The 25444-nt window shown below is 64.6% G+C and carries 21 protein-coding genes, 1 tRNA gene and 1 pseudogene; 19 read left to right on the forward strand and 4 right to left on the reverse strand.

The window, feature by feature from the left end:
• The first annotated feature begins 7 nt into the window (after nt 1-7).
• From AC58EF_RS00585 to AC58EF_RS00640, 12 genes and pseudogenes are all read left to right on the forward strand, one after another.
• Nucleotides 8-2047 carry a M13 family metallopeptidase gene (locus AC58EF_RS00585; RefSeq protein WP_497273716.1) on the forward strand — a complete coding sequence of 680 codons (2040 nt, stop codon included), beginning with the start codon at nt 8-10 and terminating at the stop codon, nt 2045-2047.
• A 51-nt stretch (nt 2048-2098) separates the two neighbouring features.
• Nucleotides 2099-2233, forward strand: coding sequence for a hypothetical protein (locus AC58EF_RS00590; RefSeq protein WP_497273717.1), 135 nt, complete (start codon nt 2099-2101; stop codon nt 2231-2233).
• Between the two features lie 39 nt (nt 2234-2272).
• Nucleotides 2273-2695: a DUF4168 domain-containing protein gene (locus AC58EF_RS00595; RefSeq protein ID WP_497274160.1), complete on the forward strand. Its 423-nt coding sequence runs from the start codon at nt 2273-2275 to the stop codon at nt 2693-2695.
• A gap of 126 nt (nt 2696-2821) precedes the next feature.
• Nucleotides 2822-4633, forward strand: a complete 1812-nt coding sequence (locus AC58EF_RS00600; protein ID WP_497273718.1) for a cation:proton antiporter — start codon at nt 2822-2824, stop codon at nt 4631-4633.
• Nucleotides 4630-5229 (forward strand): OmpA family protein, encoded by a 600-nt coding sequence (locus AC58EF_RS00605; protein WP_497273719.1) that lies wholly within the window; start codon nt 4630-4632, stop codon nt 5227-5229. Before AC58EF_RS00600 ends, AC58EF_RS00605 begins: the two co-directional genes overlap by 4 nt.
• A gap of 32 nt (nt 5230-5261) precedes the next feature.
• Complete coding sequence (locus tag AC58EF_RS00610) at nt 5262-6551, forward strand: adenosylmethionine--8-amino-7-oxononanoate transaminase (RefSeq protein ID WP_497273720.1); 1290 nt, start codon at nt 5262-5264, stop codon at nt 6549-6551.
• Between the two features lie 59 nt (nt 6552-6610).
• Nucleotides 6611-6829, forward strand: a complete 219-nt coding sequence (infA, locus tag AC58EF_RS00615; protein ID WP_003049127.1) for a translation initiation factor IF-1 — start codon at nt 6611-6613, stop codon at nt 6827-6829.
• A 12-nt stretch (nt 6830-6841) separates the two neighbouring features.
• Nucleotides 6842-7414 carry a Maf family protein gene (locus AC58EF_RS00620; protein WP_497273721.1) on the forward strand — a complete coding sequence of 191 codons (573 nt, stop codon included), beginning with the start codon at nt 6842-6844 and terminating at the stop codon, nt 7412-7414.
• A 3-nt stretch (nt 7415-7417) separates the two neighbouring features.
• A complete protein-coding gene (locus AC58EF_RS00625; protein ID WP_497273722.1) occupies nt 7418-8407 on the forward strand; it encodes a ribonuclease in 990 nt (329 codons plus the stop codon).
• Complete coding sequence (locus AC58EF_RS00630) at nt 8397-8591, forward strand: DNA gyrase inhibitor YacG (protein ID WP_497273723.1); 195 nt, start codon at nt 8397-8399, stop codon at nt 8589-8591. The genes AC58EF_RS00625 and AC58EF_RS00630 overlap by 11 nt, the downstream gene beginning before the upstream one ends.
• A 49-nt stretch (nt 8592-8640) precedes the next feature.
• Nucleotides 8641-8716 (forward strand) — tRNA-Phe (locus AC58EF_RS00635).
• Between the two features lie 874 nt (nt 8717-9590).
• A pseudogene (locus tag AC58EF_RS00640) lies at nt 9591-9968 on the forward strand (transposase); the annotation flags it as partial.
• Nucleotides 9969-10193: 225 nt separating this feature from the next.
• Here AC58EF_RS00640 and guaA read toward each other — a convergent pair.
• The 4 genes from guaA to AC58EF_RS00660 all read right to left on the reverse strand — a co-directional run bounded on the left by guaA (nt 10194) and on the right by AC58EF_RS00660 (nt 17150).
• Nucleotides 10194-11753, reverse strand: a complete 1560-nt coding sequence (guaA, locus tag AC58EF_RS00645; protein WP_497273724.1) for a glutamine-hydrolyzing GMP synthase — start codon at nt 11751-11753, stop codon at nt 10194-10196.
• A 70-nt stretch (nt 11754-11823) separates the two neighbouring features.
• Complete coding sequence (locus AC58EF_RS00650; protein WP_497273725.1) at nt 11824-13056, reverse strand: TCR/Tet family MFS transporter; 1233 nt, start codon at nt 13054-13056, stop codon at nt 11824-11826.
• Nucleotides 13057-13222: 166 nt separating this feature from the next.
• A complete protein-coding gene (locus AC58EF_RS00655) occupies nt 13223-15766 on the reverse strand; it encodes a penicillin-binding protein 1A (protein ID WP_497273726.1) in 2544 nt (847 codons plus the stop codon).
• A 103-nt stretch (nt 15767-15869) separates the two neighbouring features.
• A complete protein-coding gene (locus tag AC58EF_RS00660; protein WP_497273727.1) occupies nt 15870-17150 on the reverse strand; it encodes an N-acetylmuramoyl-L-alanine amidase in 1281 nt (426 codons plus the stop codon).
• Between the two features lie 528 nt (nt 17151-17678).
• On the opposite strand from AC58EF_RS00660, the gene AC58EF_RS00665 reads away from it, so the two are divergent.
• From AC58EF_RS00665 to yidC, 7 genes are all read left to right on the forward strand, one after another.
• Entirely contained in the window at nt 17679-20438 is a 2760-nt protein-coding gene (locus AC58EF_RS00665; protein WP_497273728.1) for an Rne/Rng family ribonuclease, read from the forward strand.
• A gap of 136 nt (nt 20439-20574) precedes the next feature.
• Nucleotides 20575-21939, forward strand: a complete 1365-nt coding sequence (locus AC58EF_RS00670) for a M48 family metalloprotease (protein WP_497273729.1) — start codon at nt 20575-20577, stop codon at nt 21937-21939.
• 1 nt (nt 21940) lies between these two features.
• Nucleotides 21941-22708 (forward strand): DsbA family protein, encoded by a 768-nt coding sequence (locus AC58EF_RS00675; protein ID WP_497273730.1) that lies wholly within the window; start codon nt 21941-21943, stop codon nt 22706-22708.
• Nucleotides 22709-22854: 146 nt separating this feature from the next.
• Nucleotides 22855-22989 carry a 50S ribosomal protein L34 gene (gene rpmH / locus AC58EF_RS00680; protein WP_013848777.1) on the forward strand — a complete coding sequence of 45 codons (135 nt, stop codon included), beginning with the start codon at nt 22855-22857 and terminating at the stop codon, nt 22987-22989.
• A gap of 35 nt (nt 22990-23024) precedes the next feature.
• Nucleotides 23025-23411 (forward strand): ribonuclease P protein component, encoded by a 387-nt coding sequence (gene rnpA / locus AC58EF_RS00685; protein WP_497274162.1) that lies wholly within the window; start codon nt 23025-23027, stop codon nt 23409-23411.
• Nucleotides 23408-23620 carry a membrane protein insertion efficiency factor YidD gene (gene yidD / locus AC58EF_RS00690; RefSeq protein ID WP_497273731.1) on the forward strand — a complete coding sequence of 71 codons (213 nt, stop codon included), beginning with the start codon at nt 23408-23410 and terminating at the stop codon, nt 23618-23620. The genes rnpA and yidD overlap by 4 nt, the downstream gene beginning before the upstream one ends.
• 34 nt (nt 23621-23654) lie before the next feature.
• Entirely contained in the window at nt 23655-25397 is a 1743-nt protein-coding gene (gene yidC / locus AC58EF_RS00695) for a membrane protein insertase YidC (protein WP_497273732.1), read from the forward strand.
• Nucleotides 25398-25444 lie beyond the last annotated feature (47 nt).

A 25444-nucleotide genomic window follows, 5' to 3' on the forward strand; every position in this document is an offset into this window, starting at 1 on the left:
AGCTTTGATGAAGAACCTCCTCCTGGGCGCCGCCGCGACCGCGCTCGCCCTGGCCGCCACCGTCGCCCATGCCGATCAGGCCGCCACGCCGGCGGCCGCCTCCGCCGCCAAGCCCACTTATGGCACATTCGGCTTCGACACCGCCGGTATGGACAAGTCGGTGAAGCCCGGCGACGATTTCTACGACTATGCCAACGGCACCTGGGCGAAGAACACGCCGATACCGGCGGACAAGTCCAACTATGGCGCGTTCAACACGCTGGACGACCTGTCGCGCACCCGCACCAGGGGCATATTGGAAGCCGCGCAGGGCGATCCGAGCAGCAAGATCGGCAATGCCTATGCCGCCTATATGGACGGCGCCACGGTCGAGGCGAAGGGGCTTGCACCGATCAAGCCCTGGCTGGCCGAGATCAAGGGCGTGACCGACCGCGCCTCCTACGCCAGGGTCGCGGCCAGGGCGGCGCGTTCCGGCATTCGCGGCCCCTTCCGCTTCTATGTCGGGCAAGACGACAAGGACCCGGAAACCTACATCCTCTCGATGACGCAGGGCGGCCTGGGCCTGCCCGACCGTGACTATTATCTCGATCCGGGCGAGAAGATGGCGGCGATCCGCACCGCCTATGTCGCCCATCTGGAAAAGATGCTGACCCTGGCCGGCGAAGCCGACGCCAAGGCGCGTGCGACCGCGCTGATGGCGTTCGAGACGGAAATCGCCAAGGTTCACTGGACCCAGATCGACAGCCGCGACGCCGACAAGACCTATAACAAGATGACACTGGCGCAGCTTCAGCAGTCCGCGCCCGGCTTCGACTTCGCGGCCTTCTATGCCGCCAATAACCTCAAGCCCACCGAACTGCTCGTTGCCCAGCCCAGCGCCGTGACCGGCGAGGCCGCACTGATCGCCAGGGCGCCGGTGCAGGTGCTCAAGGACGGTCTGCTGCTGTCCAGCCTGCACGCCTATGCCGACTATCTGCCCGACAGCATAGCCAACGCCGACTTCGCCTTCTACGGCACCACCCTGTCGGGCACGCCCGAGCGGGAGGAGCGGTGGAAGCGCGGCGTCACCTTCCTCAAGGAATCGTTGGGCGAGGAAGTGGGCAAGGTCTATGTCGCCCAATATTTCCCGCCCGAAACCAAGGCGGCGATGGACCAGCTCGTCAAGAATGTGCTGAGCGCCATGGGCCGCCGCATCGACGGCCTGCCCTGGATGAGCAGCGAGGCGAAGGCCCGCGCGCACAAGAAGCTGGCCGCCTTCACCCCCAAGATCGGCTATCCCGACAAATGGCGCGACTATGCGGGGCTGGAGGTGAAGCGCGACGACCTGTTCGGCAATGCGATGCGCTCGAACGCTTTCGAGTTCGACTATAATGTCGGCAAGCTCGGCAAGCCCATCTATCGCTGGGAATGGGGCATGACCCCGATGGAGATCAACGCCTATGCCAATTTCGGCATGGTGGAGATCGTCTTCCCCGCCGCCATTCTGCAACCGCCCTTCTTCGATCCGCACGCCGACCCGGCGGTCAACTATGGCGGCATCGGCGCGGTGATCGGCCATGAACTCAGCCATCATTTCGACGACCAGGGCGCGAAATATGACGAGACCGGCAAGCTCAACCAGTGGTGGACCGATCAGGATGTCGCCAATTTCAAGGCGCTGACCCAGAAGCTGGGCGCGCAATATGACGCCTATGAACCCTTCCCCGGCGCGCATGTGAAGGGCGCGTTCACCATGGGCGAGAATATCGGCGACCTGGGCGGTCTCGCCGTCGCGCTCGACGCCTATCACGCCTCGCTCGGCGGCAAGAAGGCGCCCGTGATCGACGGCCTGACCGGCGACCAGCGCTTCTTCCTGGGCTGGGCGCAGGTATGGCGGCGCAACTATCGCGAGGCGAATCTGCGTCAGCGGCTTGTCACCGATCCGCACGCCCCGTCGCAATATCGCGCCGATATCGTCCGCAATTTCGACAGCTGGTATGATGCCTTCAAGCCTGCGCCGGGCGGCAAGATCTACCTTTCGCCCAAGGATCGCGTGAAGATCTGGTAAGCAAAATCGGTCGGGCCGGATTCGCGCGAATCCGGCCCGCCTTTCATTGCAATGACGAAATATTTCGCGGTTGCGGCAGAACGTCGCGACGCGCCGACGAATCGTTTTGTCTGCGACAAGCTATCTTTCGAATCGAACGACTCGCCGTTCGGGGCTTTCCCCGGCGGAACTGTTTCAACAGCGTGACGTCTGATCATCAAATCTGGTCACGCAAGGAGAAGCATGTTGACGGGTCTCAACACCACCAATTTCCTGAAGGCGGGCATCGCCTCCATCGCATTGTTCGCCGCCTATCCCGCTCTCGCCCAGAGTGAACCGGCGGCGCCGGCTGGCTCTGCCGCCCCTGCTGCGCCCGCGGCTGGCGCGAGCAATTTCACCGATGCCGACATCAAGCAGTTCGCAGCCGCAGCAGTGGAAGTGACGAAGATCCAGCAGGATTCGTCGATCGCCGCCGCCGACAAGCAGCCCAAGATGCTGGCCGCGCTGCAGGCGTCGGGTATGCCGCCCGAAAAGTTCAACCAAATCGGTCAGGCGGCCGCCGCAGACCCGGCGTTGCAGCAGCGCATCCAGGCCGCGGCTCCGGCTGCCCCCGCCCCGGCCGCGGCTGACCCCGCCGCTCCGGCCCAGCCGAGCCAGCCGCCGCAATAATCGGCTTCAAATCTCCCCGGGGCGGGGCGTGGCCAGGCGGCCACGTCCCGCCCTTCGCATTGTTCCGGGCCTCCGGGAAAATATCAGGGGGTGACGTGCCGTTGTTTGCCTGTCTATGCTAATCCCATGCAGGAACAGGCACTTTCCATCGCGCTGATCGGCATATTGGGGATTGGCGCGCAATGGATCGCCTGGCGGACCGGATGGCCCGCCATCGCCCTGATGCTGGCGGCAGGCGTCCTCGGCGGCCCCGTCCTTCACCTCATCAACCCCGAGCATGTGTTCGGCGATCTGCTGGAGCCGATGGTGTCGGTCGCGGTCGCGCTGATCCTGTTCGAGGGCGGCCTCAGCCTCAATTTCCGCGAATTGCGCAAGACTGACGGCGCAGTCACGCGCCTCGTCCTGCTCGGATCGCCCATAGGCTGGGTGCTCGGATCACTCGCCTGTTACTATGTCGCGGGTCTGGTCTGGCCGGTCGCCATCCTCTTCGCGGGCATATTGGTCGTCACCGGGCCAACGGTGGTGCTGCCGTTGCTGCGCCAGTCCAATGTCGCCGCGCGCCCACGCGCGATCCTGAAATGGGAAGCGATCGTCAACGATCCGACTGGCGCGCTGCTGGGCGTCGTCACCTATGAATATCTGCGCCGGTCGGGGGAGGGGAGTTCGCTCGCCGCCGTCATCGTCTCGCTGATCGCCGCCGCCATCGTCGCAGGCCTGATCGGCTGGATCGCCGCGCGCGCCATCGGCTGGCTTTTCCCCCGTGGCCATGTGCCCGAATATCTCAAGGCGCCGGTGCTGCTGGTGGCGGTCATCAGCGTCTTCGTCCTTTCGAACATGATCCAGCAGGAAACCGGCCTGCTTGCCGTCACGGTGATGGGCGTGGCGCTGGCGAACATGAAGCTGGATTCGCTGCGCGATATCCAGCCCTTCAAGGAGAATGTCACCGTTCTCCTGATTTCCGGCGTGTTCGTGATCCTGTCGGCCTCCCTGGACCTGAGCGTGCTGCGCCAGTTCGAATGGCGCTTCCTCGGCTTCCTCTTCGCGCTGCTGTTTCTGGTCCGGCCCGCCACGGTGCTGCTGAGCCTCGCCTTCTCGCCCGTGCCCTGGAACGAGCGGCTGCTGGTCGCCTGGATCGCCCCGCGCGGTATCGTCGCGGTCGCCATTTCCGGCCTGTTCGCGCTGCGGCTCGATCGCCTGGGCTATGGCGACGGCTCGATCCTTGTCACTCTGTCCTTTGCCGTGGTGGTGGCGACGATCCTCTTCCACGGCTTCTCGATCAAGCCGGTCGCGCGCCTGCTCAAGGTTACGGGCGCGCAGGAAAAGGGGCTGTTGCTGGTCGGCGCGACGCCCTTCAGCCTGGGCCTCGCATCCCAGTTGCGCGCGCTGGATGTGCCCGTGATGATCGCCGACAATAGCTGGCAGCGGCTCGCGCCTGCGCGGCACCAAGGCATCGCCACCTATCATGGCGAGATATTGTCGGAAGCGACCGAGGAGCGGCTCGACCTTGCCCAGTTCCAGGTGCTGGCCGCCGCGACGGACAACGAAGCCTATAATGCGCTGGTCTGCAATGAATTCGCGCCGGAGATCGGCCGCGATAACGTCCATCAGCTCGGCGACGCCAGCGACGATGAAGATCCGCGCGCCCTGCCTGAATCGCTGCGCGGCCGCGCGCTCTTCTCCTCCGGCCATGGGGTGGAGGATATCATGCAGCGCGAGGAGCAGGGTTGGACTTTCCGCAAGACCCGCATCAGCGAGCAGTTCGACTATGAGGCCGCCCGCGCCTCCATGCCCGAAGGCGGCGACATGCTGCTGCTGCTGCGCAAAAATGGCGCGCTGCGTTTCTTCACCCATGCGTCCCGGCCGACGCCCCAACCCGGCGACACGATCCTGTCCTATGTGCCGCCGACCGAAAAAAGGCCGAAAGGAGAGGAAGAATGAGGAGATCGGCCCCCGCAGCCCTGCTGTTGTGCGCCCTGGCCGCCTGCCAGCCGCCGGCAGACAAGAGCGGCGACAATGAGGCGGACAATAGCGCCAATGTGACGGCCGCCAATGAAGCGGACAATGACGCCGAGCCGCAACGCTCTATCCTGCGCCCCGAAGTGATCGAACAGTCCGAGGAGCCGAAGATCGAGCCGTTGGACGTGGTAATCGGTTTCGGCCAATCCGCGATGGCGCTGGATGACACGGCGAAGGCCGCGCTTGACACGTTGCTGGCGACCCCGGCGATCAAGGCCGGCGGCCCCATCAGCTTGCGCGGCCACAGCGATTCGCGCGGCAGCGACGGCGACAACAAGGTCGCCTCCCGCATCCGCGCGGAAAAGGTGCGCGACTATCTGGTCGAAAAGGGCGTGACTAAGGATCGCATCACGCTGGTCGCGCTGGGCGAAGCGCGCCCGATCGCGCCGAATGCGAAGGAGGATGGCAGCGACGACCCTGAAGGCCGCGCGAAAAACCGCCGGGTCGAGGTGCATGTCGCGCTGCCCACGGTCGTAGTCCCGCCGCCGGTCGAACCGAATCCGGCGGAGAAGCCATAGCATTGGCGCCGCCGCTGGCCTAAAGGCGCGCCATGATCTCTCCCGTCTGGCACCCTTTCACCCAGCATGGGCTGGGCGAGCCTATCCCCGAAGTCGTGAAGGGGCAGGGCGCGCTGCTTCACCTTGCCGATGGCGGCACGTTGATCGACGCTATTTCGAGCTGGTGGGTGACGACCCATGGCCATTGCGAACCCCGCATCGCCGCTGCCATCGCCCGCCAGGCAAGCCAGCTCGACCAGCTCATTTTCGCCGCCTACACCCACGCCCCGGCGGAGGAGGTCGCGCGCGGCCTGATCGACCTCGCTCCCCGCGCGCACGGCCAGCCCGAACTCGCCCATGTCTTCTATTCCGATAGTGGATCGACCGCGGTCGAGGTCGCGCTCAAGATGGCGCTCGGCTATTGGCACAATCTGGCGCTCGACGGCCTCGCTGACGCGCGCAGCCGCATTCTCGTCCTCGAACATAGCTATCATGGCGACACGATCGGCGCGATGTCGATCGGCGAACGCGGCGTCTACAACGCCGCCTGGACGCCCTTGTTGTTCGATGTCGGCACCATTCCCTTGCCGACGCCCGGCAAGGAGCAGGTCTGCCTCGATGCGCTGGATGCCGCTTGCGCGGAAAAGCCTGCTGCCTTCATCGTCGAACCGCTGATTTTGGGGGCCGGCGGCATGTTGCTCTATCCGCCCCATATTCTGCGCGAGATGGCCGCGATCTGCCGCCGGCATGGCGTCCTCTTCATCGCGGACGAGGTGATGACCGGCTGGGGCCGGACCGGCACGCTTTTCGCCTGCGAGCAGGCCGGCGTCGTGCCGGACATCATGGCCGTAGCCAAGGGGATTACGGGCGGCGCGATTCCGCTTGCCGCCACACTCGCCACCGCGCCGATCTTCGATGCGCATTACTCGACCGATCGCGCGCGCCTCTTCTACCATTCGTCCAGCTACACCGCGAACCCCATCGCCTGCGCCGCCGCCGCCGCCAATCTCGCCATCTGGCGCGACGAGGATGTGCTGGGCCGGATCGCGACGCTCGCCCACGGCATCGCCGCACGGCTCGAAGAATTGGCCGGGCACCCCGCTTTCGCCAATCCGCGCCAACTGGGCGTCATCGCCGCGATCGACCTGATCGCGCCCGATGCCGGCTATCTCTCCGACCTTGCGCCGCGCCTGCGCGCCTTCTTCCTCGAACGGGGCCTCTTGCTCAGGCCGCTCGGCAACACCATCTATCTGATGCCGCCTTATTGTCTTGATGCAAATCAGCTCGATACGATCTTCGCGGCGCTCCATGCGGCCGGCGATAAATTCGGCGTGCAACCCTGACTTTCATTTTGTGCGGTTTGGCGCTATGGCGGCGCGATTTTTCGCATATCCGGGATATTATGGCCAAAGAAGAACTGCTTGAAATGCGCGGACAGGTTGTGGAGCTTCTCCCCAACGCCATGTTCCGCGTGCGGCTGGAAAATGATCACGAAATTCTCGGCCACACGGCCGGCAAGATGCGCAAGAACCGCATCCGTGTCCTGGTGGGCGACGAAGTTCTCGTTGAACTCACCCCCTACGACCTGACCAAGGGTCGGATCACCTACCGCTTCAAATAAGCCGCACGACTGATGCGGCTCATCCTTGCTTCGGCTTCTCCCAGGCGGCGTGACCTTCTGGGCCAGATCGGCGTCGTCCCCGACGCGGTCGATCCCGCCGATATCGACGAAACGCCCCTGAAGCACGAAACGCCCGCCGCTTACGCCGCGCGCGTGGCGGCCGACAAGGGGGCGCTTGTCGCCGCGCGTCATCCGGGCGCGCTCATCCTGTCGGGCGACACGGTGGTTGCGGTCGGTCGCCGCATATTGCCCAAGACGGAGAGCGAGGAGGATGTGCGCGCCTGTCTCACTTTGCTGTCCGGGCGGCGGCATCGCGTGTTCAGCGCGATCACGCTGATCGACGGCGAAGGCAAGGCAAGGCATCGTCTCTCCGACAATATCGTCATCTTCAAGCGGCTGGAGCAGGCGGAGATCGACGCCTATATTGCCAGTGACGAATGGCGCGGCAAGGCGGGAGGCTATGCCATTCAGGGCCGCGCCGCCGGCCTGATCCGCGCCATCCAGGGCAGCCACAGCGCGATTATGGGCCTGCCGCTTTACGAAACCCGCACGCTGCTGAAAGCGGCCGGATACATATTGGATTAAGATATGGCCGAATGGCTCTATGAAGAAGGAATCGGCGAAACCCGCGCGGCGCTGATCGAGCATGGCAAGCTGGTCGAGGCGCTGGTCGAGCGCGAGGGCGATCATGCCCGCGCCGGCGCAGTGGTTCAGGGCCGCCTGATCGCGACCATCATCCCCAAAAAGCGCGGCATCGTCCGTCTGATTTCGGGCGAGGAAGTGCTGCTGGAGCCAATCCCACCCAAGCTGGCCGAAGGCGCCAACGTCCTTGTCGAAATCGTGCGCGAGGCGATTGCCGAGGAAGGCCGCCCCAAGCGCGCCAAGGGCCGTGTGCCGCTGCCCGGCATCAAGCCGCACCCCGGCCCCAGCCTGCTCCATCGCCTGCGTGCGACCGACATTCCCGTCGCGCCATGCCCGGCGCATGAGGAGGACCGGCTGGAAGCGCATGGCTGGAGCGAGTTGATGGAGGAAGCGATCACCGGTGAGGTTGGCACCGAAGCCGCCGCTCTGCGTCTTTACCTCACCCAGGCCATGCTGCTGATCGACGTCGACGGCTCGCTGCCGCCCGCGCAGCTTGGCCCCAAGGGCGCGAAGCTGGCCGCGCAGGCGATCCGCCGCATGGGTCTTGCCGGATCGATCGGCATCGACCTGCCGACGATGAACAACAAGGATGAGCGGATGATCGCGGCGGCGCAGATCGACAAATATCTGCCCCTCCCCTTCGAGCGCACGGCGGTGAACGGCTTCGGCTTCCTCCAGATCATCCGCCGCCGCGAACGTGCGAACCTGATGGAGTTGCTGCGCGAGGATGTGGTGCTGACCGCTGCTCTCGCTCTGCTCCGCCGCGCCGAGCGGCATGGCCAGGGGGGCGCCGCGACCATCACCGCCGCGCCCGCGATCGTCGACTTGCTGCACAAGCGGCAGGACTGGATAGAATTGCTGGCCAAGCGTCGAGGCGGGGCGATCATGCTGAAGGCGGATGTGTCGCTTGCACTGGCGGGCGGCCATGTCGCCTAAGCCTGCCCTGTGTCCGGTCTGCGGTCAGCCTTCGGCCGTGAAAACCCGCCCATTCTGCGGGACGGCCTGCCGTGATCGCGACCTGCTGCAATGGCTGGGCGAAGGCTATCGCGTGCCTGGTCCACCGGCCGATGAAGCGTTGCAAAAAAATGGCGATTATGGGCTGGACAGCGAACCGGATTGACGCCTATAGGCACGCCTCCATCCGGCGGACGCCTCCGCCAAGGTCCCGTGCCCGGGTAGCTCAGTTGGTAGAGCATGCGACTGAAAATCGCAGTGTCGGCGGTTCGACTCCGTCCCCGGGCACCATTTTTCAATGACTTAGATGTGATGCGTGGAAGGCGGTTGCTCTATTGGGCAGCGCTGGGGTAGCAGATCCGTCATTCGCTAAACTTGCCGCCTCGCGGGCGGCGACCCTGAAGATTCTAAAGATTTTGTCTTAGCGATTTTAGTATGGGACAGCGGAGGCAGAACATTGCTGTGTAAAGGATCGACCTAACCCCGAGTTACCATTCCACGAGTAGCAATCCCAAAGCCCCCTCTAGATGGGAAGGGCAACAGGCGTAACGTCATACGTCAATTATGCGTTTTGAGTGCTAAATTGGCTCGATGCATAGGAAGCTCAGACGGCGAACATCCATTGCACAGGAAGCGAACGTGCCAAGCGTTCAGGCATATAAGGATTTCTTTATCTCATCCCACTTTCGGCATGGCCTCGATTAGGCGCTAGAAAGGGCCTTGTGGCCGCAAAACGTTCCCAGAGGTTGCCCACAGTCCATTTCATAGAAAAATGATTGTACGGGCCTCTGTGGCGGATTCGCCTTGAACCTTAACCCAATCTAAGCCATACGAAGAAGGCCCTAAGGTGTTAGCGCACCTCAGGGCCTTGAACCGCGACGGAACCGCGGCTGATTTTTGCTGAAAGCAGGCAAAATTCTATATTTTGCTCGTCAAAAGTCAACTCGGTTTCGTCGCATTTGGACAAGGACCAAATGTATGGATCGAAAAAACTCCCCCTCTGTAACCGCGGAAATGGCCGCTCACATTCGTTTCCTCGTGAAGGAGCGTGGCCTGTTCCAGCATCAGGCCGCCTCCCTATGTGGCGTCAATCAAGGCCGGGTTTCCGAGGTTATGCGCGGGCATATTCATCCTAACGAACCGCCGGCGCAGGGCGCATTTCGCCAGGTCAACGGGCATGGTCGCACCGATGGTACTGGACGGCCCCATCAACGGCGATTGGTTCGAGGCCTACGTGGCCCAGGTTCTCGTGCCTGAACTGCGGCCCGGTGACGTCGTCATAATGGACAATCTATCGAGCCATAAGCGTCCGGCTGTCCGGGATCGGATCGAAGCAGCAGGTGCGACACTGCGCTTCCTTCCGCCCTACAGCCCGGACTTCAATCCGATCGAGAAAGCCTTCTCCCGCCTCAAGGCCTTGCTCCGGAAAATCGGCGAGCGAACGGTTAGCGGTCTGTGGAGCCTCATCGGCAAGCTCGTCGACATCTTCCAACCCGCCGAATGCGCCAATTACTTCAGCTCTTGCGGATATGATCCAGACTGATCGAAATCCGCTCTAAGGTGAAAAAATACCGTCAAGGGCTGTGTTGACCCTGACGGTATCGAGCATTTCCGAATGGCACAAGAGCAGCCACGACCGTCAACCCGGTCGTCAGACACGAAGCCTTCCCACCGATTGTTGTCGAATGTACCTGAAAGAAAAATATTTTTTATCAGATACTTAGATAGTGCCTTGGCGCAGATTTGAGCACCTTTAAGGGGCTCCGAATCATTCCCACTCGATCGTGCCGGGCGGCTTTGAGGTATAGTCGTACACCACCCGGTTGATACCCTTCACCTCGTTGATGATGCGGGTCGCGACGCGGCTGAGGAAAGCGGCGTCGAAGGGGTAGATGTCGGCGGTCATGCCGTCGGTCGAGGTGACGGCACGCACGGCGCAGACGCTGTCATAGGTGCGGTGGTCGCCCATCACGCCCACGGTGCGGACCGGCAGCAGCACGGCGAAGGCCTGCCAGATCGCGTCGTAGAGGCCCGCATTGCGGATCTCCTCCAGATAGATGAAGTCCGCCTTGCGGAGAATATCGCAGCGTTCCTTGGTGACTTCGCCGGGGATGCGGATGGCAAGGCCCGGGCCGGGGAAGGGGTGGCGGCCGACGAAGATGTCGGGCAGGCCCAGCTCCTTGCCGAGCACGCGGACCTCGTCCTTGAACAGTTCGCGTAAGGGTTCGACCAGCTTCATGTTCATGCGCTCGGGCAGGCCGCCGACATTGTGGTGCGACTTGATCGTGACCGAAGGGCCGCCGGTGAAGCTGACGCTTTCAATGACGTCGGGATAGAGGGTGCCCTGCGCCAGGAAATCGGCGCCGCCGATCTTCGCCGCTTCCTCCTCGAACACGGCGATGAATTCGCCGCCGATGAACTTGCGCTTCTTTTCCGGGTCGGTGAGGCCGGCGAGGCCGCCCAGGAAGCGTTCCTCGGCGTTCACATGGACCAGCTTGATGCCATAATGTTCGCGGAACAGGCTGACCACCTGCTCGGCTTCGCCCAGGCGCATCAGGCCATGGTCGACGAAGACGCAGGTCAGCTGGTCGCCGATCGCCTCGTGGATCAGCACCGCCGCCACGGCGCTGTCGACGCCGCCCGACAGGCCACAGATGACCCGGCCTTCGCCCACCTGCTCGCGGATTTCGGCGATCTTGGTGGCGCGGAATTCGGCCATGGTCCAGTCGCCGGCAAGGCCGCAGACATGGCGGACGAAATTGGCGAGCAACTTCGCGCCGTCGGGGGTGTGGACGACTTCGGGGTGGAACTGGGTGGCGTAGAATCGCTTTTCCTCGTTCGCGGTGACCGCATAGGGCGCGCCTTCGCTGGTCGCGACGACCTCGAAGCCGGGGGCGAGCTGCGTCACCTTGTCGCCATGGCTCATCCAGACCTGATGCTTTTCCCCTTCGCTCCAAAGGCCGTCGAACAGGGCGCAGCCTTTTTTCACCTCGATGAAGGCGCGGCCGAATTCGCCGCTCTCGCCGCCTTCGACATTGCCGCCCAGCTGCTGCATCATCGTCTGCTGGCCGTAGCAGATGCCGAGGATGGGAATGCCGGCGTCGAAGAAATTCTGCGGCGCGCGCGGGCTGTCCTCCCACATCACCGAGGACGGGCCGCCCGACAGGATGATGCCCTTGGGCTTCAGCCGTTCAAAGGCTTCGGCGGCAGTGTTGAAAGGAGCGATCTCGGAATAGACCCCGGCTTCGCGCACGCGCCGGGCGATGAGCTGCGTCACCTGGCTGCCGAAGTCCACGATAAGGATGTTATCCTGAAGGGGCAGCGTCATCGAATCGCCTTTATGTCGAGCGGTGGAAGGGATTCGCGCCCGGTTAGTCGCACGGTCCCGATAAGTCCAGCTATGCCTTGAACTGTCGGCCGGCCCGCCAGCCGATCGACGCCGCGCCGGCCAGGATGAGCGCCGCGATCAGGAAGGCGCTGCCGATGAAGGGCAGGGTCGGCCTGACGCCGACCGACAGCGAATAGATGGCCCCGAAGAAAAGCGGTGAGACGATCCCCGCGATCGCGCCGACGCTGTTGTTCGCGCCCTGGAGCTGGCCTTGTTCGGATTCGGAGACATGCTGCGTCATCAGCGACTGGATGGTCGGCATGGCGAGGCCCCAGAGAGCGTTGGGGAACATGGCGGCGATGAACAGCATGTCCGTGGGCGCGAGTCCCATCGCCGCGATCCCGACCGCGCCGAAGCCGAGGCCGACGACCATGGTGGCCCGGTCCCCCAGCCGCTTGACCACCGGCCCGACCAGCAGGCCCTGCACCCCCATGTCCATGAGGCCGACGAGCGCCAGCAAGGTGCCGACCTGCCACGCCCCCCAGCCATAGCGGTCGCCGGCGTAGAGGACGAAGACGGCCGAGAAGAGATGATGGGCGAAATAGAGGAGGAAATTCACTATCGTGAGGCTGGAAAGTTCGGGATGCGAGCGCAGCAGCCGAAGCGCGCCGAACGGGTTCGCCCGGCGCCAGCTGAAGGCCATGCGTTTTTCGGGCGCCAGCGATTCGGGCAGCACGAACAGGCCATAGAGGAAGGCGAGGCCGGAAAGGCCGGCGGCGGCCCAGAAGGGCGCGCGGTGCGAAATCTCACCCAGCACCCCGCCGATCAGCGGCCCCGCGACGAAGCCGGCGCTGAAGGCCGCGCCGATCAGGCCATAGCCCCTGGCGCGGTCCTCCGGCGGGGTGATGTCGGCCATATAGGCGAAGGTCGAGGTGAAGCTGGAGGAGGTGACGCCCGCCAGGATGCGGCCCAGTGCCAGCCACCAGAGATTGGGCGCCAGCGCCATCAGCACGAAATCCAGCGCCAGCCCCGCAACGGAAATCAGGATCACCGGCCGCCGCCCGAAACGGTCGGAGAGCGAGCCGATCACCGGCGAGCAGAGGAACTGCATGGCCGCCCAGAGCGCGACGAACAGCCCGTTCCACATGCCCGCGGCCGCATTGGAGCCGGACAGCGTCTCTATGAGCTGCGGCAGGACGGGGATGATGATGCCCATCGACATGACGTCGAGCAGCGCCGTCACCAGGATGAAGGCGATCGCGGCGGTGCGGCGGGGAGCGGGCAGGGTGGGCGCTTCGGGCATGGGCGTTTGGGCTATAGGGATGGGGGGTAGATGCCAAGGGGTGGCGAAGTTCACACCGTCCTGAGACGATCTTGGCGCGTTTCGCACAAATTGCGATGGAGACGCGACGGGCGCGCGCCATGCCGCTGGCCAATGACGTGCCTGCGGCCACCGCCTCAACCCCCGATCAGTAAATGCCGCCCTGGCCCTCCAGAAAGTCTGCGTCGGTGCGCTGGCGACCGCGCGAGACGGCGGAGGCGGCGCGGGCGGCCGCGACCTTGGCCTGTTCCTCGGCCTCTTCCTTGCGGATCGAGCGGCGTGGTTCGGTCTCGGGCTTGAAGGCTTCCCAGATGACCGCGGGCTTGGGATCGTTGGTCGGCCAGACGCCATAGACGCGTTTGCCGGACCGGCGATCGACCGTGACCATGCGCACGCCAGCCGGCGCGACGAAGGGCGTCTTGGGCATGGTTTCCAGGATCGGGGCCATCGCCGCCTTCCAGATCGGCGCGGCGATGCGGCCGCCCTGCGCCCAGCCGCCCAGGCTGCGCGGCTGGTCGTAGCCGATATAGACGCCCGCGACGAGATCGGGCGATCCGCCGACGAACCAGACGTTGGTCGGGCCATTGGTGGTGCCGGTCTTGCCGAACAGCGGGCGCTTGAGGTCCGCCAACACCGTCGCGGTGCCACGCTGGATCACGCCCTCGGTGATATGGACGACCTGATAGGCGGTCATCGGGTTCATCACCTGGCGGCCCTCCATGCCGAAGCGGGGCATCGGCTTGCCGTCCCAGTTGGCCATGTTGCAGCCGTCGCACGGGCGCCAGCGCTGCGGCCAGATCACCTTGCCCCGCCGGTCCTGCACATAGTCCATCACCTTGGACGGGAACTGGCGGCCCTGGTTGGCCAGCGTCGCATAGGCGTTCACCATCCGCTCCACCGTCGTTTCGCCCGCGCCCAGCGCGAAGGAAAGATAGGGCTGATAGTCGCCGATCCCCATCGCCTTGATGGTGCGCACGACGCGGTCCATGCCGGTCTGGCTGGCGGCGCGCACGGTCATCAGGTTGCGCGACTGCTCCACGCCCCAGCGCATCGTCTGCGGCCCGGCGCTGCCGCCGGAGAAGTTGCGGAAGCATTTCTGGCCGAGGCCCGCACCCTGATAGACGCATAGCGGGCCATCGACGATGATCGACGCCGGGGTCATGCCATTGTCCAGCGCGGCGGCGTAGACGAAGGGCTTGATGGTCGATCCGGGCTGGCGCAGCGCCTGGGTCGCGCGATTGTAGGAGGAGAGGCGCGAATCGAAGCCTCCCTGCATCGCGCGGATGCGGCCGGAATGGACTTCCTGCGCGACCATGCCGCCCGACACTTCGGGAATGTTGCGCAGCGCCCAGCTCGATCCGTTGCGCGCGACGACGATCAGGTCGCCGGGCTTCATCGCCGAGAAAGCAGGGCCGCCGGTCTTGCGATAGGGCAGTTGGGCCGACCCCGCCGGCAAGGTGCCGGTCGACCCGTCGGCAAAGCCGATCTGCGCGTCGGATGCGGAGCGGCTGATGATCACGGCGACGCGCCATTGTGCATAGTCCACATCGATATAGCTGGCCGCCAGTTCGCGTTCCCAGCCATTGTCGACATTCACATGCCCGACGGGGCCGGACCAGCCCCGTCCCGCGTCGAAGCGGAGCAGCCCGTTACGCAACGCGGTCGCGACATTGTCCTGCACCACCGGGTCATAGGGGCTGCGCACCCACAGGCCGCCGGCATAGACGCTGTTGGGGCCATCCTCCGCCTTTTCGCCGAACAGCTGGATCAGGCGGCGTCGCACCTCTTCCATATAATAACCGCCCGCGCGCGCGTCGAAGCTGGAGCCATGCGCCGCGACGGTGCCCAGCGGCTGGGCGATCGCCTGGTCGCGCTGCGCGGCCGTGATCCAGCCATTGCGCTCCATTTCACCCAGAGCCCAGTTGCGCCGTTCGAGCGCGCGGGCATGGCCGGTCTCGCTTTCGGGGCGATAATTGGCCGGCCCCTTGGGCAGGATGGCGAGATAGGCCATTTCCGGCAGTGCCAGGTCGGCGACATCCTTGTCGAAATAGGCACGCGCCGCCGCCTGCACGCCATAGGCGTTGCGGCCGAGGAAGATCTGGTTGAGGTAGAGTTCGAGGATCTGCTGCTTGGACAGGACATTTTCCATGCGCCAGGCGAGGATCATCTCCTTCACCTTGCGCGTCGGCGAATATTCGTCGCCGATCAGCAGATTCTTGGCCACCTGCTGGGTGATGGTGGAGCCGCCGCGGGCGCGCTGGCCCGATCCCAGCTTGCTGGCATAGTCGAACACCGCGCCGGCAAAGCCGGGAAAATCGACGCCATGATGTTCGAAGAAGGTCTTGTCCTCCGCCGCCAGATAGGCGCGGATCAGGAGCGGCGGATAATCGCTATATTGCAGCTGGACGCGCCGTTCGCGGGCATAGCTGTGGACCGGCTGGCCGTTGATGTCGCGCACCATGGTGGGCAGCGGCGGTTCATATTCCAGCAGCGTCGCCGCATCGGGCAGGCCGCGCGCGAAGATCAGCCAGAACAGGAAGCAGGCGAGCAGGACGCCGCCCAGCAGGATCGCGGCCCAGCGGAACAGGCGGCGGCCCCAGAGCGGGCGGAGCCGGTCCATGAAGCCGCCGGCGTCGCGGCGCAGGCGATAGGCGAAGGACGTCGGGGCGGTTTCGGAACGGGCCTCTTCCATGGGAAAGAGGCTCTAGGGTCAAAATGCGCGCAAGGCCAGTGGGGATGACGCGATCCGGCTTATCAGTCTGTCAGTGCAGAGCGCGGACACTCAAACGGGGGGATTATCCCCCCGTCGCGCCACTTCGCATTGCCAGCTTGCGGGCGAAATGCACCTCGATCGCGCGGGCGACGCCGCGGGCGATCTTGCCCTGGCCCTCGCGCGAGGAGAGGAAGGCCGCATCTTCGGCATTGCTGATATAGCCCGTCTCGAACAGCACCGACGGCGTGTCCGGGGCCTTCAGCACCATCAGCGACGCGAAACGGTGATAGGCGCTGCGGAACGGCACATAGGGCGCCGCCTCGCGCTGCAACAGCCGGGCGAAGCTGGCCGAGATGTTGAGCGATTCGCGCTGGGTCAGGTCGATCAGGATCGACGAGACGTCGCCCGACTGGCCGCCCAGATTGACGCCGTTGATGATGTCGGCCTTGTTTTCCCGCGCGGCCAGCCTCGCCGCCTCGCGGTCGGAGGCGGTTTCCGACAAGGTGTAGACGGTCGCGCCATGCGCTTCCGCATTTTCCGCCGCGTCGGCATGGACGGAAATGAACAGATCCGCCCCCAACTTGCGCGCGATGCCATAGCGTTCCTGCAAGACCAGGAAGCGATCATCGTCGCGGGTCAGCGCTACGCGCACCCGGCCCGACCGGAGCAACTGGTCGCGGATCGCCTGGGCGATGGCCAGCGTCACATCCTTCTCGCGCTTGCCATTCTCCTTGTTGATCGCACCCGGATCATGTCCGCCATGGCCGGCGTCGATCACCACCAGCGGGCGCGTGCCGTCATTGGCGCCCTGCACCCGGGGCAGCGCGACGCCGCGCGCGGCGGCCGGGATCGGCACGCTGATCGAATGAAGGCGCTTTTGCGGGCGCGCGGCCATGTCGGCGGGCGCGTCGAAGCGGGTGCGACCCTTGCCGATTTCGCTGCGGAAGCGATTGTCGGTAATGGTCTGGAGCGAGAAGCTGAGCGACTTGCCGTCGGCCGCGATCTGCGGATCGCCGAGCGTGGCGGGGGAGGAAAGGTCCAGCACGACACGCGCGGTGCCGTCGTTCAACTGGCCCTGACGGACGGACGCGATGGCGCCATTGCCCGGCGAGAAGCGGAACCGCCCCATCTGCGCGCCGTCGATGTCGAGCGCGATCCGGCGCGGCGCGTCGAGCAGGAAGGCCGATGCGCCGTCGACCCGCTCGTCGAAGCGCACGACCACCCGGTCGCCCTGCACATCGACGCCGGAAATGCCGCCGGCGCTGCCGGGCGCGGCGACAATCATCGTGCTTGCCAGGGCAAGGCTTTGCAACATGCGCCGTTTCTGCAACGCACGCATGTTGGCCGTCCAGCCAAATTTCATGACGCCGATCCGTCTTGAGCGTCCCCACGCTGAATATCGGATTAAGCATCGGCATCTTTTGCCTAGGTAAAATGAGACAGTTAACGTGATTTTCAGTATAATTTGGCATCGCCTTGCCGGTGAGGCGGGCGATGTTGTCATAATATTTCAGCCAGCCGTTGCTCCAGGGGTTTTTGGCTGCTACCCATTCACATAACTGAAAGACCGCCCATATGGGGCGGGCCTTTCGGGGCAATGAGATAAGCATCGGCGGGCGCGGGATCGCACCCCTGTCGATGACGTAAACAGGTTGACGCTGCATGAGGCATGAATTTCCTTCCACGCTTGCCCCGGTTACGGGCGCAACGGTGTGGATGGACCGGCCCGGCGCCTTGTCCGGCCCTGCCGACGCAGCAGACACGCAGTTTTTCCTTGAAACCCGGACGTTGCCGACATCCGCGCCCAGATCGGAGCGCGCCCGGCCGTCCCTTCACTATCGCGTGGCGTCGCGGCCCAGCGTCGCGGCCCGTCCACGCCGGAGACTTATAAATGACAATGCGTATGCTGATCGATGCGCGCCACCGGGAAGAGACCCGGGTCGCGGTCGTCAAAGGTAACCGGATCGAGGAATTCGATTTCGAATCGGCCGAGCACAAGCAGCTCAAGGGCAATATCTATCTGGCCAAAGTGACCCGCGTGGAGCCTTCGCTCCAGGCGGCGTTCGTCGATTATGGCGGCAACCGCCACGGCTTCCTGGCCTTCAGCGAAATCCACCCGGATTATTATCAGATCCCGCGCGAGGACCGCGAGGCGCTGCTGCGCGAGGAACGCGCCCACGCCGAGGAAGAAGCCGCGCTGCGCGCCGATTATGACGATGACGAGGATGAAGGGCCTCATGGCGAGGACGGCGTGGAAGTCGTCGAGGCCACCCATCATCATGACGATGAGGAAGGCGCGGAGGGCGAAGCCCCCGAAGCCGCGAAGAACGGCCGCCGAAAGGCGGGCAAAAATGGTGACGATGCCGCCGAAGAGCTGCGTCGCAAGCGCATGGCGCTTCGCCGCCGCTACAAGATCCAGGACGTCATCAAGCGCCGCCAGGTGTTGCTGGTGCAGGTCGTCAAGGAGGAGCGTGGCAACAAGGGCGCGGCGCTGACCACCTATTTGTCGCTCGCCGGCCGTTACTGCGTGCTGATGCCGAACACGTCACACGGCGGCGGCATTTCGCGCAAGATTTCCAACGCAGCCGACCGCAAGCGGCTGAAGACGATCATCGCGGAGATGAACCTGCCCTCGACCATGGGCTGCATCGTCCGCACGGCCGGGCTTCAGCGCACCAAGCCGGAAATCAAGCGTGACTTCGATTATCTCGCCCGGCTGTGGGACGAGATCCGCGAAAAGACACTGAAATCCGATGCGCCCGCGCTGATTCACAATGACAGCGACCTCATCAAGCGCGCGATCCGCGATATCTACAACAAGGATATCGAAGAGGTCATCGTCGAGGGCGAGGAAGGCTATAAGGCCGCCAAGGACTTCATGAAGCTGTTGATGCCGAGCCATGCCCGGCGCGTGAAGCAATATGCCGACGCGGTGTCGCTGTTCCAGCGCGCCAGCGTCGAGGATCAGCTGGCAGCGATGTACAACCCCGTCGTGCAATTGAAGTCCGGCGGCTATCTGGTCATCAACCCGACCGAGGCGCTGGTGTCGATCGACATCAACTCGGGCCGGTCGACCCGCGAACATGGCATCGAGCAGACCGCCGTCGCCACCAATCTGGAGGCCGCCCGCGAAATCGCGCGCCAGTTGCGCCTGCGCGACATGGCGGGCCTGGTCGTCATCGACTTCATCGACATGGAGATGAACTCCAACATCCGTAAGGTCGAGAAGGCGATGAAGGAGGCGCTGAAGGACGATCGCGCCCGCATCCAGGTCGGCCGCATCTCGGGCTTCGGCCTGATGGAAATGAGCCGCCAGCGCCTGCGCACCGGCGTGCTGGAGGCATCGACCCGCCAGTGCCCGCATTGCGAAGGAACCGGCCTGGTCCGCACCGCTTCGTCGGCGGGCCTTGGCGCGCTGCGTATGCTGGAAGAGGAGGCGGCGCGCGGTCGTGGCAGCATCATCACGCTGCGGGCGAGCCAGGAAGCGGCCTTCTACGTCCTCAACAACAAGCGCCGCGAGCTGGACGAGATCGAGCAGCGCTATGGCGTGACCATCGTCATCCTGCCCGATGGCGAGATTGAGGGCGCGCGCATGTCGGTGGAGGCCAGCGGCCCCCGGCCCGAACGCGTCGTGACCTATGCCCCGCTCGCCGAGGAAGAGGATGACGCCGATCTTCCCGAAGAGGAGGAAGACGAGGAAGAGATCGAGGAAGCCGAAGCAGCATCCGAGCGCGAGGAGCGTGGCGACCGTGGCGAGGATCGCGACGGTGGCCGCCGTCGTCGCCGTCGCCGTCGCCGTCGCGGTGGCCAGCGTGACGAGAATCGCACCGAAGGCTCGACTGATGCCGAAGACGGCGATGAAGCCGGCGAGGATGCCGAAGGTGAAACGGTCGAATCGGACGAGCCTGGAGAGGGCGAAGCGGTCGTCGCCGAAGCCGGTGATGCCGATGCCGAAGAAGGCGGCGCGCGCCGTCGCGGTCGCCGGGGTCGTCGTGGCGGCCGCCGTCGTCGCGAAGGCGGGGAAGCAGTTGTGACCGAGGAGGCTGAAGCGGTTGAGCCGGTGGAAGCCGTCGCCGAACCGGTGGCGGAAGATGCGCCCGCCGTCGACGCGACCGTGGAAGCGGGCGAGGAGCCGGCGCCCAAGACCCGCCGCCGCCCGCGCGCGCGCAAGAAGCCTGCCCCGAGCGACGTCGAGGGGGCAGAGCCGGAAGCCGCGACCAAGGCCGCCGCGCCGGTGGAAGCGCCTGCCGAGGTCGTTGCCGCCGTCACGGAAGAGGCTGCGCCCGAAGCGCCGGCGAAGCCCAAGCGTGCCCCGCGCAAGAAGAAGCCTGTCGTGAGCGAAGCCGAAGGGGTGGTCGAACCTGCCGCCGCAGCCGAAGCGGCGCCCGTCGTGGAGGACGCGGCGGTGGAAGCCGCGCCGGCGAAGCCCAAGCGTGCGCCGCGCAAGAAGAAACCCGCCCCGAGCGAAGCGGCGGTCGAGCCGACGCCCGAGGTGGCGGCGGAGGCTGCGCAGGCTGAGGCCGCCGCCGCGCCGGTGGTCGAGGCGCCCGTCGCCGAGCCTGCCGAAGCGGTTCCCGCCGAGGACGGCGCTGCTACCGAAGACGATGGCACGCCGCGCCGTGGCTGGTGGCAGCGCACCTTCGGCCAGTAACGCCCGGACGCATGGGATGAAGAAGCGCCGCTGCCCTTCCGGTTTCGACCGGCGCGCAGCGGCGCTTTTCCTTTGGCCGCGCCCGAACCACCTCTTCACGGCAGGTTCAGGGCGGTCATGGCATCGGCTCCGCCCGATGACCCGTCAGCAGATTACCAGACTGTTCCAGTTCATCGCCCTGGCGCTGGCGTCGCTCGCGCTCATGGCCCGCCCGGCGCTCGCCCAGCAGATATTGCGCGATGCGGAGACGGAGGCCTTCATGGCCGACATGTCCGGGCCACTGGTCAAGGCCGCCGGCATGGAGCCGAAGAACGTCCAGGTCATGGTGATCAACGACCCGGAGATCAACGCCTTCGTCGCGGGCGGCCAATATGTCTGGGTGCATAGCGGCCTGATCGCCCAGGCCGACAATGTGAACCAGCTGCAGGGCGTGGTCGCGCACGAGCTGGGCCATATCGAGGGCGGCCACATCATCCGTTCGGGTGAGGGGATCAAGGAAGCGACCGGCGTGACCCTGCTCAGCCTGGTGCTGGGCGCGGCCGCGATCGCGGCGGGCGGCGCGGAAGCGGGCATGGGCATATTGGGCCTTGGCCAGCAAGCGGCGATGACCAAGTTCCTCGCCTTTTCCCGCGCGCAGGAAAGTTCGGCCGACCTGGCCGGCGCGCGTTATCTCCATACAGCGGGCATAAGCGGGCGGGGTAGCCTCGAATTTTTCAAGAAGCTCCAGAATCAGGAATATCGCCTCGCCATCCCGCAGGACAATAGCTATGGCCGCACCCACCCGCTATCGGGCGAGCGCATCAATGTGCTGCGGGAGGTCTATGAGGTCGATCCGGCCTGGGACAAGCCGGTCGATCCGAAGCTGGAGGCCCGGTTCGAGCGGATCAAGGCGAAGCTGATCGGCTTCGTGTCCGAACCCACCCAGACGTTGCAGAAATATCCCGAAAGCGACCAATCGGTTCCGGCCCATTATGCCCGCGCCTATGCCTGGCACAAGAGCGCCTATCCAGAGAAGGCGCTGGATGAAGCGAACGCGCTGCTCGCCGCCGTGCCGCACGACCCCTATTTTCTGGAATTGAAGGGGCAGATACTGCTCGAAAGCGGCAAGCCGGCCGACGCCATCGCCCCGCTGCGCGAGGCGGTGAAGCTGACCAACCAGCCACTCATTTCCGTGCTCCTCTCCCATGCCCTGATCGCGACCGAGGATGAGGCCAATTTCGCCGAAGCCGAGCAGGTGCTGCGCCTCGCCGTGCAGAGGGATCGGGAAAATCCCTTCGCCTGGTATCAGCTGGGCGTCGTTTATGAGCGGCGCGGCGACATTCCGCGCGCGGCGCTGGCCACCGCCGAACGCTACGAGATGATGGCGCAATATCCGATGGCGCTGCGCAGCGCCGACGCGGCGATGCAGGGATTGAAGCCCGGCACGGTTGACTATCTGCGGGCACAGGATATCGCGATGGTCTCGCGCGCGGCGATCGAGCAGCAGCGAAAGAAAAGATAGTATGACAGACCAGACCCGGCCGAGCTTTCGCGCCGCTTTATCCAACAGGACCATGCAGATGACCCTTGGCGGTTTCGCCTTCCTCGCGGCCGCCGCCGGCGCCGCCCTCGCCGTGCAGGCGCCCGCTTCCGTCAGCGCCACCGACAAGGCGGCGATCGAGAAGATCGTGCATGACTATATTCTCGAACATCCCGAAATCATCCCCCAGGCGGTGGAGAAGCTTCAGGCCAAGCGCATGTCGAGCACCATCGACGCCAGCCGCAGCGCGCTCGAAACCCCCTATGCCGGGGCGTGGGAAGGGGCGTCCAATGCGGACGTCACCGTGGTCGAATTTTTCGATTATGCCTGCGGCTATTGTCGCGCCTCGCTGCCCGACCTCGCCAAGCTGGTCGGCGCCGACGCGAAGGTGAAGGTCGTCTATCGCGAACTGCCGATCCTGTCGGAAGAAAGCAGCGACGCGGCCAAGGTGTCGCTGCTCGCGGCGGAGCGCGGTCAATATATGCCCTATCACAAGGCGCTCTATGGCGCGGGCAAGGTGACGCGCGACACGATCTTCGCCGCGGCGGCCAAGGCGGGAATCACGAAGACGGAAGCCGAATCGGCGATCGCGTCGGGCAAATATGATTCGGAAATCCAGTCCAACATCGCCCTCGCCCAAAAATTGCAGGCGACCGGCACGCCGACCTTCGTCATCGGCGGCCAGGTGCTGAGCGGCGCGGTGGGCTATGACGCGCTCAAGGAAGGCGTCGCGGCGGCGCGGGGGAAATAACCGCCCTCTGAACGGGAGGAGAGAGGTGCTTCCGCCATTGACTTCCCGGCCCCTTTTCCCTATCGGACGCCCCCTGACTTGCGGCCGCTGCATAAGCGGCCCTTTTTTGTCACGCCCGATTCTCTATTTGTGTTGAGGAATGAACGATGAAGCGCACCTATCAGCCGAGCAATCTGGTTCGGAAGCGCCGTCACGGTTTCCGCGCCCGCATGGCGACCCCCGGCGGCCGCAATGTGATTCGCGCGCGCCGTTCGCGCGGCCGCAAGAGCCTGAGCGCCTGATCCCAACGCCTGAAAATGTCGCCGCGCCGGCCATGATGGTCCGGCGCGCGGATTTTCTGGCGGCCAATCGCGGACGCCGCGCCCCCATGCCGGGCTTTGTCCTGCTGGTGCGCGAGCGCGGCGACGGCGATCTGGCGATGCGTTACGGCATCACGGTCACGAAAAAAGTCGGCGGCGCCGTCATCCGCAACCGGATGAAGCGCCGCTTTCGCGTTCTGGCGCGCGAACTGCTCCCGGTCCATGGTGTCGCCGGGGCCGACCATGTGCTGATCGGCCGCGAAGGCGGGATCGAGCGCGATTTCGCGCTGCTCCACGCGGAACTGACCAAGGCGCTGGGCAAGGTGATGACCCGGCCGATCGACCCGCCGCGCGATCCGTCGCGGGGGAAAAAGCCGCACACGCCGCGAAAGGCGGGGCGGTGATCGCCCGGCTGCTCATCCTCCTGGCGCGCTTCTGGCAGCTTGGTCCCTCGCGCATCCTGCCCCCTACCTGCCGCTACGCCCCCTCCTGTTCGGAATATGGGATTCAGGCCGTGCGCAAATATGGCGCGATCAAGGGTAGCTGGCTGGGGTTCAAGCGGCTAATGCGTTGCCACCCATGGGGCGGCTCGGGCTACGATCCTGTTCCTTAAACACTGAATGCAACGACCGCGGAGCGCAAATAGCGTGGACGACAAGAAGAATATCATCCTGGCGGTGCTGCTGACCGCGGCCATCCTGTTCGGCTGGCCCTATGTCTCGCATTATTTCTTCCCGGCCGCCAATCCGCCGGCGACGAAGATCGAGGGCGGCAGGACCACGCCCGTCGCCGCGCCCGGCACCGACACGGCCGATGGCCCTGCCGTGATTCGCGATCGCGCATTGGTGCTGAAGGACAGCCCGCGCGTTCCGATACGCACGCCCAAGCTGGTCGGATCGATCAACCTGAAGGGCGCGCGCATCGACGACATCGTGCTGCCGACCTACAAGGAAACCATCGCCAAGGATTCGCCCGACGTCCGCCTCTACAGCCCCAGCGGCACGCAGGATGCCTATTTCGCCGGCTTCGGCTGGCAGGGTGAGGGCCTCAAGACGCCGACCAAGGACACGGTCTGGACCGCGCAGGGCAGGGAGCTGACCCCGACCAGCCCGGTCACGCTGAACTGGAACAATGGCGCGGGCCAGATTTTCGAGATCCGCCTGTCGGTCGACGAAAACTATATGATCACCGCCGCGCAGAAGGTGTCGAACACCGCCGCGGGCGCGGTGGGCGTGAAGCCTTATGCCTATATCAGCCGCAAGGGCCATTCGAAGGATATCTCGACCTGGACCATTCACACAGGTCCGATCGGGGTTTTCAACCATGCGGCCAACTACGACATCAATTTCGACAATCTGGACGGCCAGGAGCCGGGCTTTTTCGCTAGGCTGTTCGGCACCAAGGCCGTAGCCGGCGCTAATCCGTATAATTCGACCGGCGGTTGGGTCGGCTTTACCGACAAATACTGGCTTTCCGCTCTGGTTCCTGATCAGAAGGCTGTGATCTCGGGCCAGTTCCAAGGAGCCAACAAACAGTATCAGGCCGATATCTCGGTCGCTCAAACGCTTCTTCAGCCCGGCAAGGCGGTCACGCAGAACAGCCGCCTGTTCGTTGGGGCAAAGGAAGTGAAGACGCTCCAGGCTTATGAACGTGCGGGTATTCCTCTGTTCGACCGCGCAATCGACTGGGGCTGGTTCTACTGGTTCGAACAGCCGATCTTTGCGCTGCTCCACTGGCTGTTCACCGTCACAAGCAATTTCGGTGTGGCGATCATTTGCCTGACCTTCTGCGTCCGCGCGCTGATGTTCCCCGTAGCCCAGCGCCAGTTCGCCAGCATGGCGGCGATGCGCGCGGTGCAGCCGAAGATGAAGGCGCTCCAGGAAAAATATAAGGACGACAAGCAGCAGCTTCAGGTGAAGATGATGGAACTGTACAAGCAGGAGAAGGTGAACCCGCTCGCCGGCTGCCTGCCCATCTTCATCCAGATCCCGATCTTCTTCGCCCTCTACAAGGTGCTGATGCTGACGATCGAGATGCGCCACCAGTCCTTTGTGCTGTGGATCAAGGATCTGTCCGCGCCCGATCCACTGCACATCCTGAATCTGTTCGGCCTGTTGCCCTTCACCCCGCCGTCCTTCCTGGCGATCGGCGTGTTGGCGCTGTTGCTGGGCATTTCGATGTGGCTGCAGTTCAAGCTGAACCCGGCCCAGATGGACCCGATGCAGCAGCAGGTGTTCGCGATCATGCCGTGGATGATGATGTTCATCATGGCACCCTTCGCGGCGGGCCTGCTGGTCTACTGGATCACCAACAACTGCCTGTCGATGGCGCAGCAATGGTGGCTTTATCGCAAGCACCCGATGCCTGCGCCCGCGACGGCCGCGAAATAAGCCAAGGCGCCCCGCCCGTTTGGTTCGAGCCTCTCGACTTCGCTCGA

Source organism: Sphingobium sp. WR1, from assembly GCF_059693745.1.

Bases quoted from the DNA above. Each gene is read 5' to 3' on its own strand.
- AC58EF_RS00585 (WP_497273716.1), top strand. From the start codon at position 8: ATGAAGAACCTCCTCCTGGGCGCCGCCGCGACCGCGCTCGCCCTGGCC.
- AC58EF_RS00590 (WP_497273717.1), top strand. From the start codon at position 2,099: ATGACGAAATATTTCGCGGTTGCGGCAGAACGTCGCGACGCGCCGACG.
- AC58EF_RS00600 (WP_497273718.1), top strand. From the start codon at position 2,822: ATGCAGGAACAGGCACTTTCCATCGCGCTGATCGGCATATTGGGGATT.
- AC58EF_RS00605 (WP_497273719.1), top strand. From the start codon at position 4,630: ATGAGGAGATCGGCCCCCGCAGCCCTGCTGTTGTGCGCCCTGGCCGCC.
- AC58EF_RS00610 (WP_497273720.1), top strand. From the start codon at position 5,262: ATGATCTCTCCCGTCTGGCACCCTTTCACCCAGCATGGGCTGGGCGAG.
- infA (WP_003049127.1), top strand. From the start codon at position 6,611: ATGGCCAAAGAAGAACTGCTTGAAATGCGCGGACAGGTTGTGGAGCTT.
- AC58EF_RS00620 (WP_497273721.1), top strand. From the start codon at position 6,842: ATGCGGCTCATCCTTGCTTCGGCTTCTCCCAGGCGGCGTGACCTTCTG.
- AC58EF_RS00625 (WP_497273722.1), top strand. From the start codon at position 7,418: ATGGCCGAATGGCTCTATGAAGAAGGAATCGGCGAAACCCGCGCGGCG.
- AC58EF_RS00630 (WP_497273723.1), top strand. From the start codon at position 8,397: ATGTCGCCTAAGCCTGCCCTGTGTCCGGTCTGCGGTCAGCCTTCGGCC.
- guaA (WP_497273724.1), bottom strand. From the start codon at position 11,753: ATGACGCTGCCCCTTCAGGATAACATCCTTATCGTGGACTTCGGCAGC.
- AC58EF_RS00650 (WP_497273725.1), bottom strand. From the start codon at position 13,056: ATGCCCGAAGCGCCCACCCTGCCCGCTCCCCGCCGCACCGCCGCGATC.
- AC58EF_RS00655 (WP_497273726.1), bottom strand. From the start codon at position 15,766: ATGGAAGAGGCCCGTTCCGAAACCGCCCCGACGTCCTTCGCCTATCGC.
- AC58EF_RS00660 (WP_497273727.1), bottom strand. From the start codon at position 17,150: ATGAAATTTGGCTGGACGGCCAACATGCGTGCGTTGCAGAAACGGCGC.
- AC58EF_RS00665 (WP_497273728.1), top strand. From the start codon at position 17,679: ATGACAATGCGTATGCTGATCGATGCGCGCCACCGGGAAGAGACCCGG.
- AC58EF_RS00670 (WP_497273729.1), top strand. From the start codon at position 20,575: ATGACCCGTCAGCAGATTACCAGACTGTTCCAGTTCATCGCCCTGGCG.
- AC58EF_RS00675 (WP_497273730.1), top strand. From the start codon at position 21,941: ATGACAGACCAGACCCGGCCGAGCTTTCGCGCCGCTTTATCCAACAGG.
- rpmH (WP_013848777.1), top strand. From the start codon at position 22,855: ATGAAGCGCACCTATCAGCCGAGCAATCTGGTTCGGAAGCGCCGTCAC.
- rnpA (WP_497274162.1), top strand. From the start codon at position 23,025: ATGGTCCGGCGCGCGGATTTTCTGGCGGCCAATCGCGGACGCCGCGCC.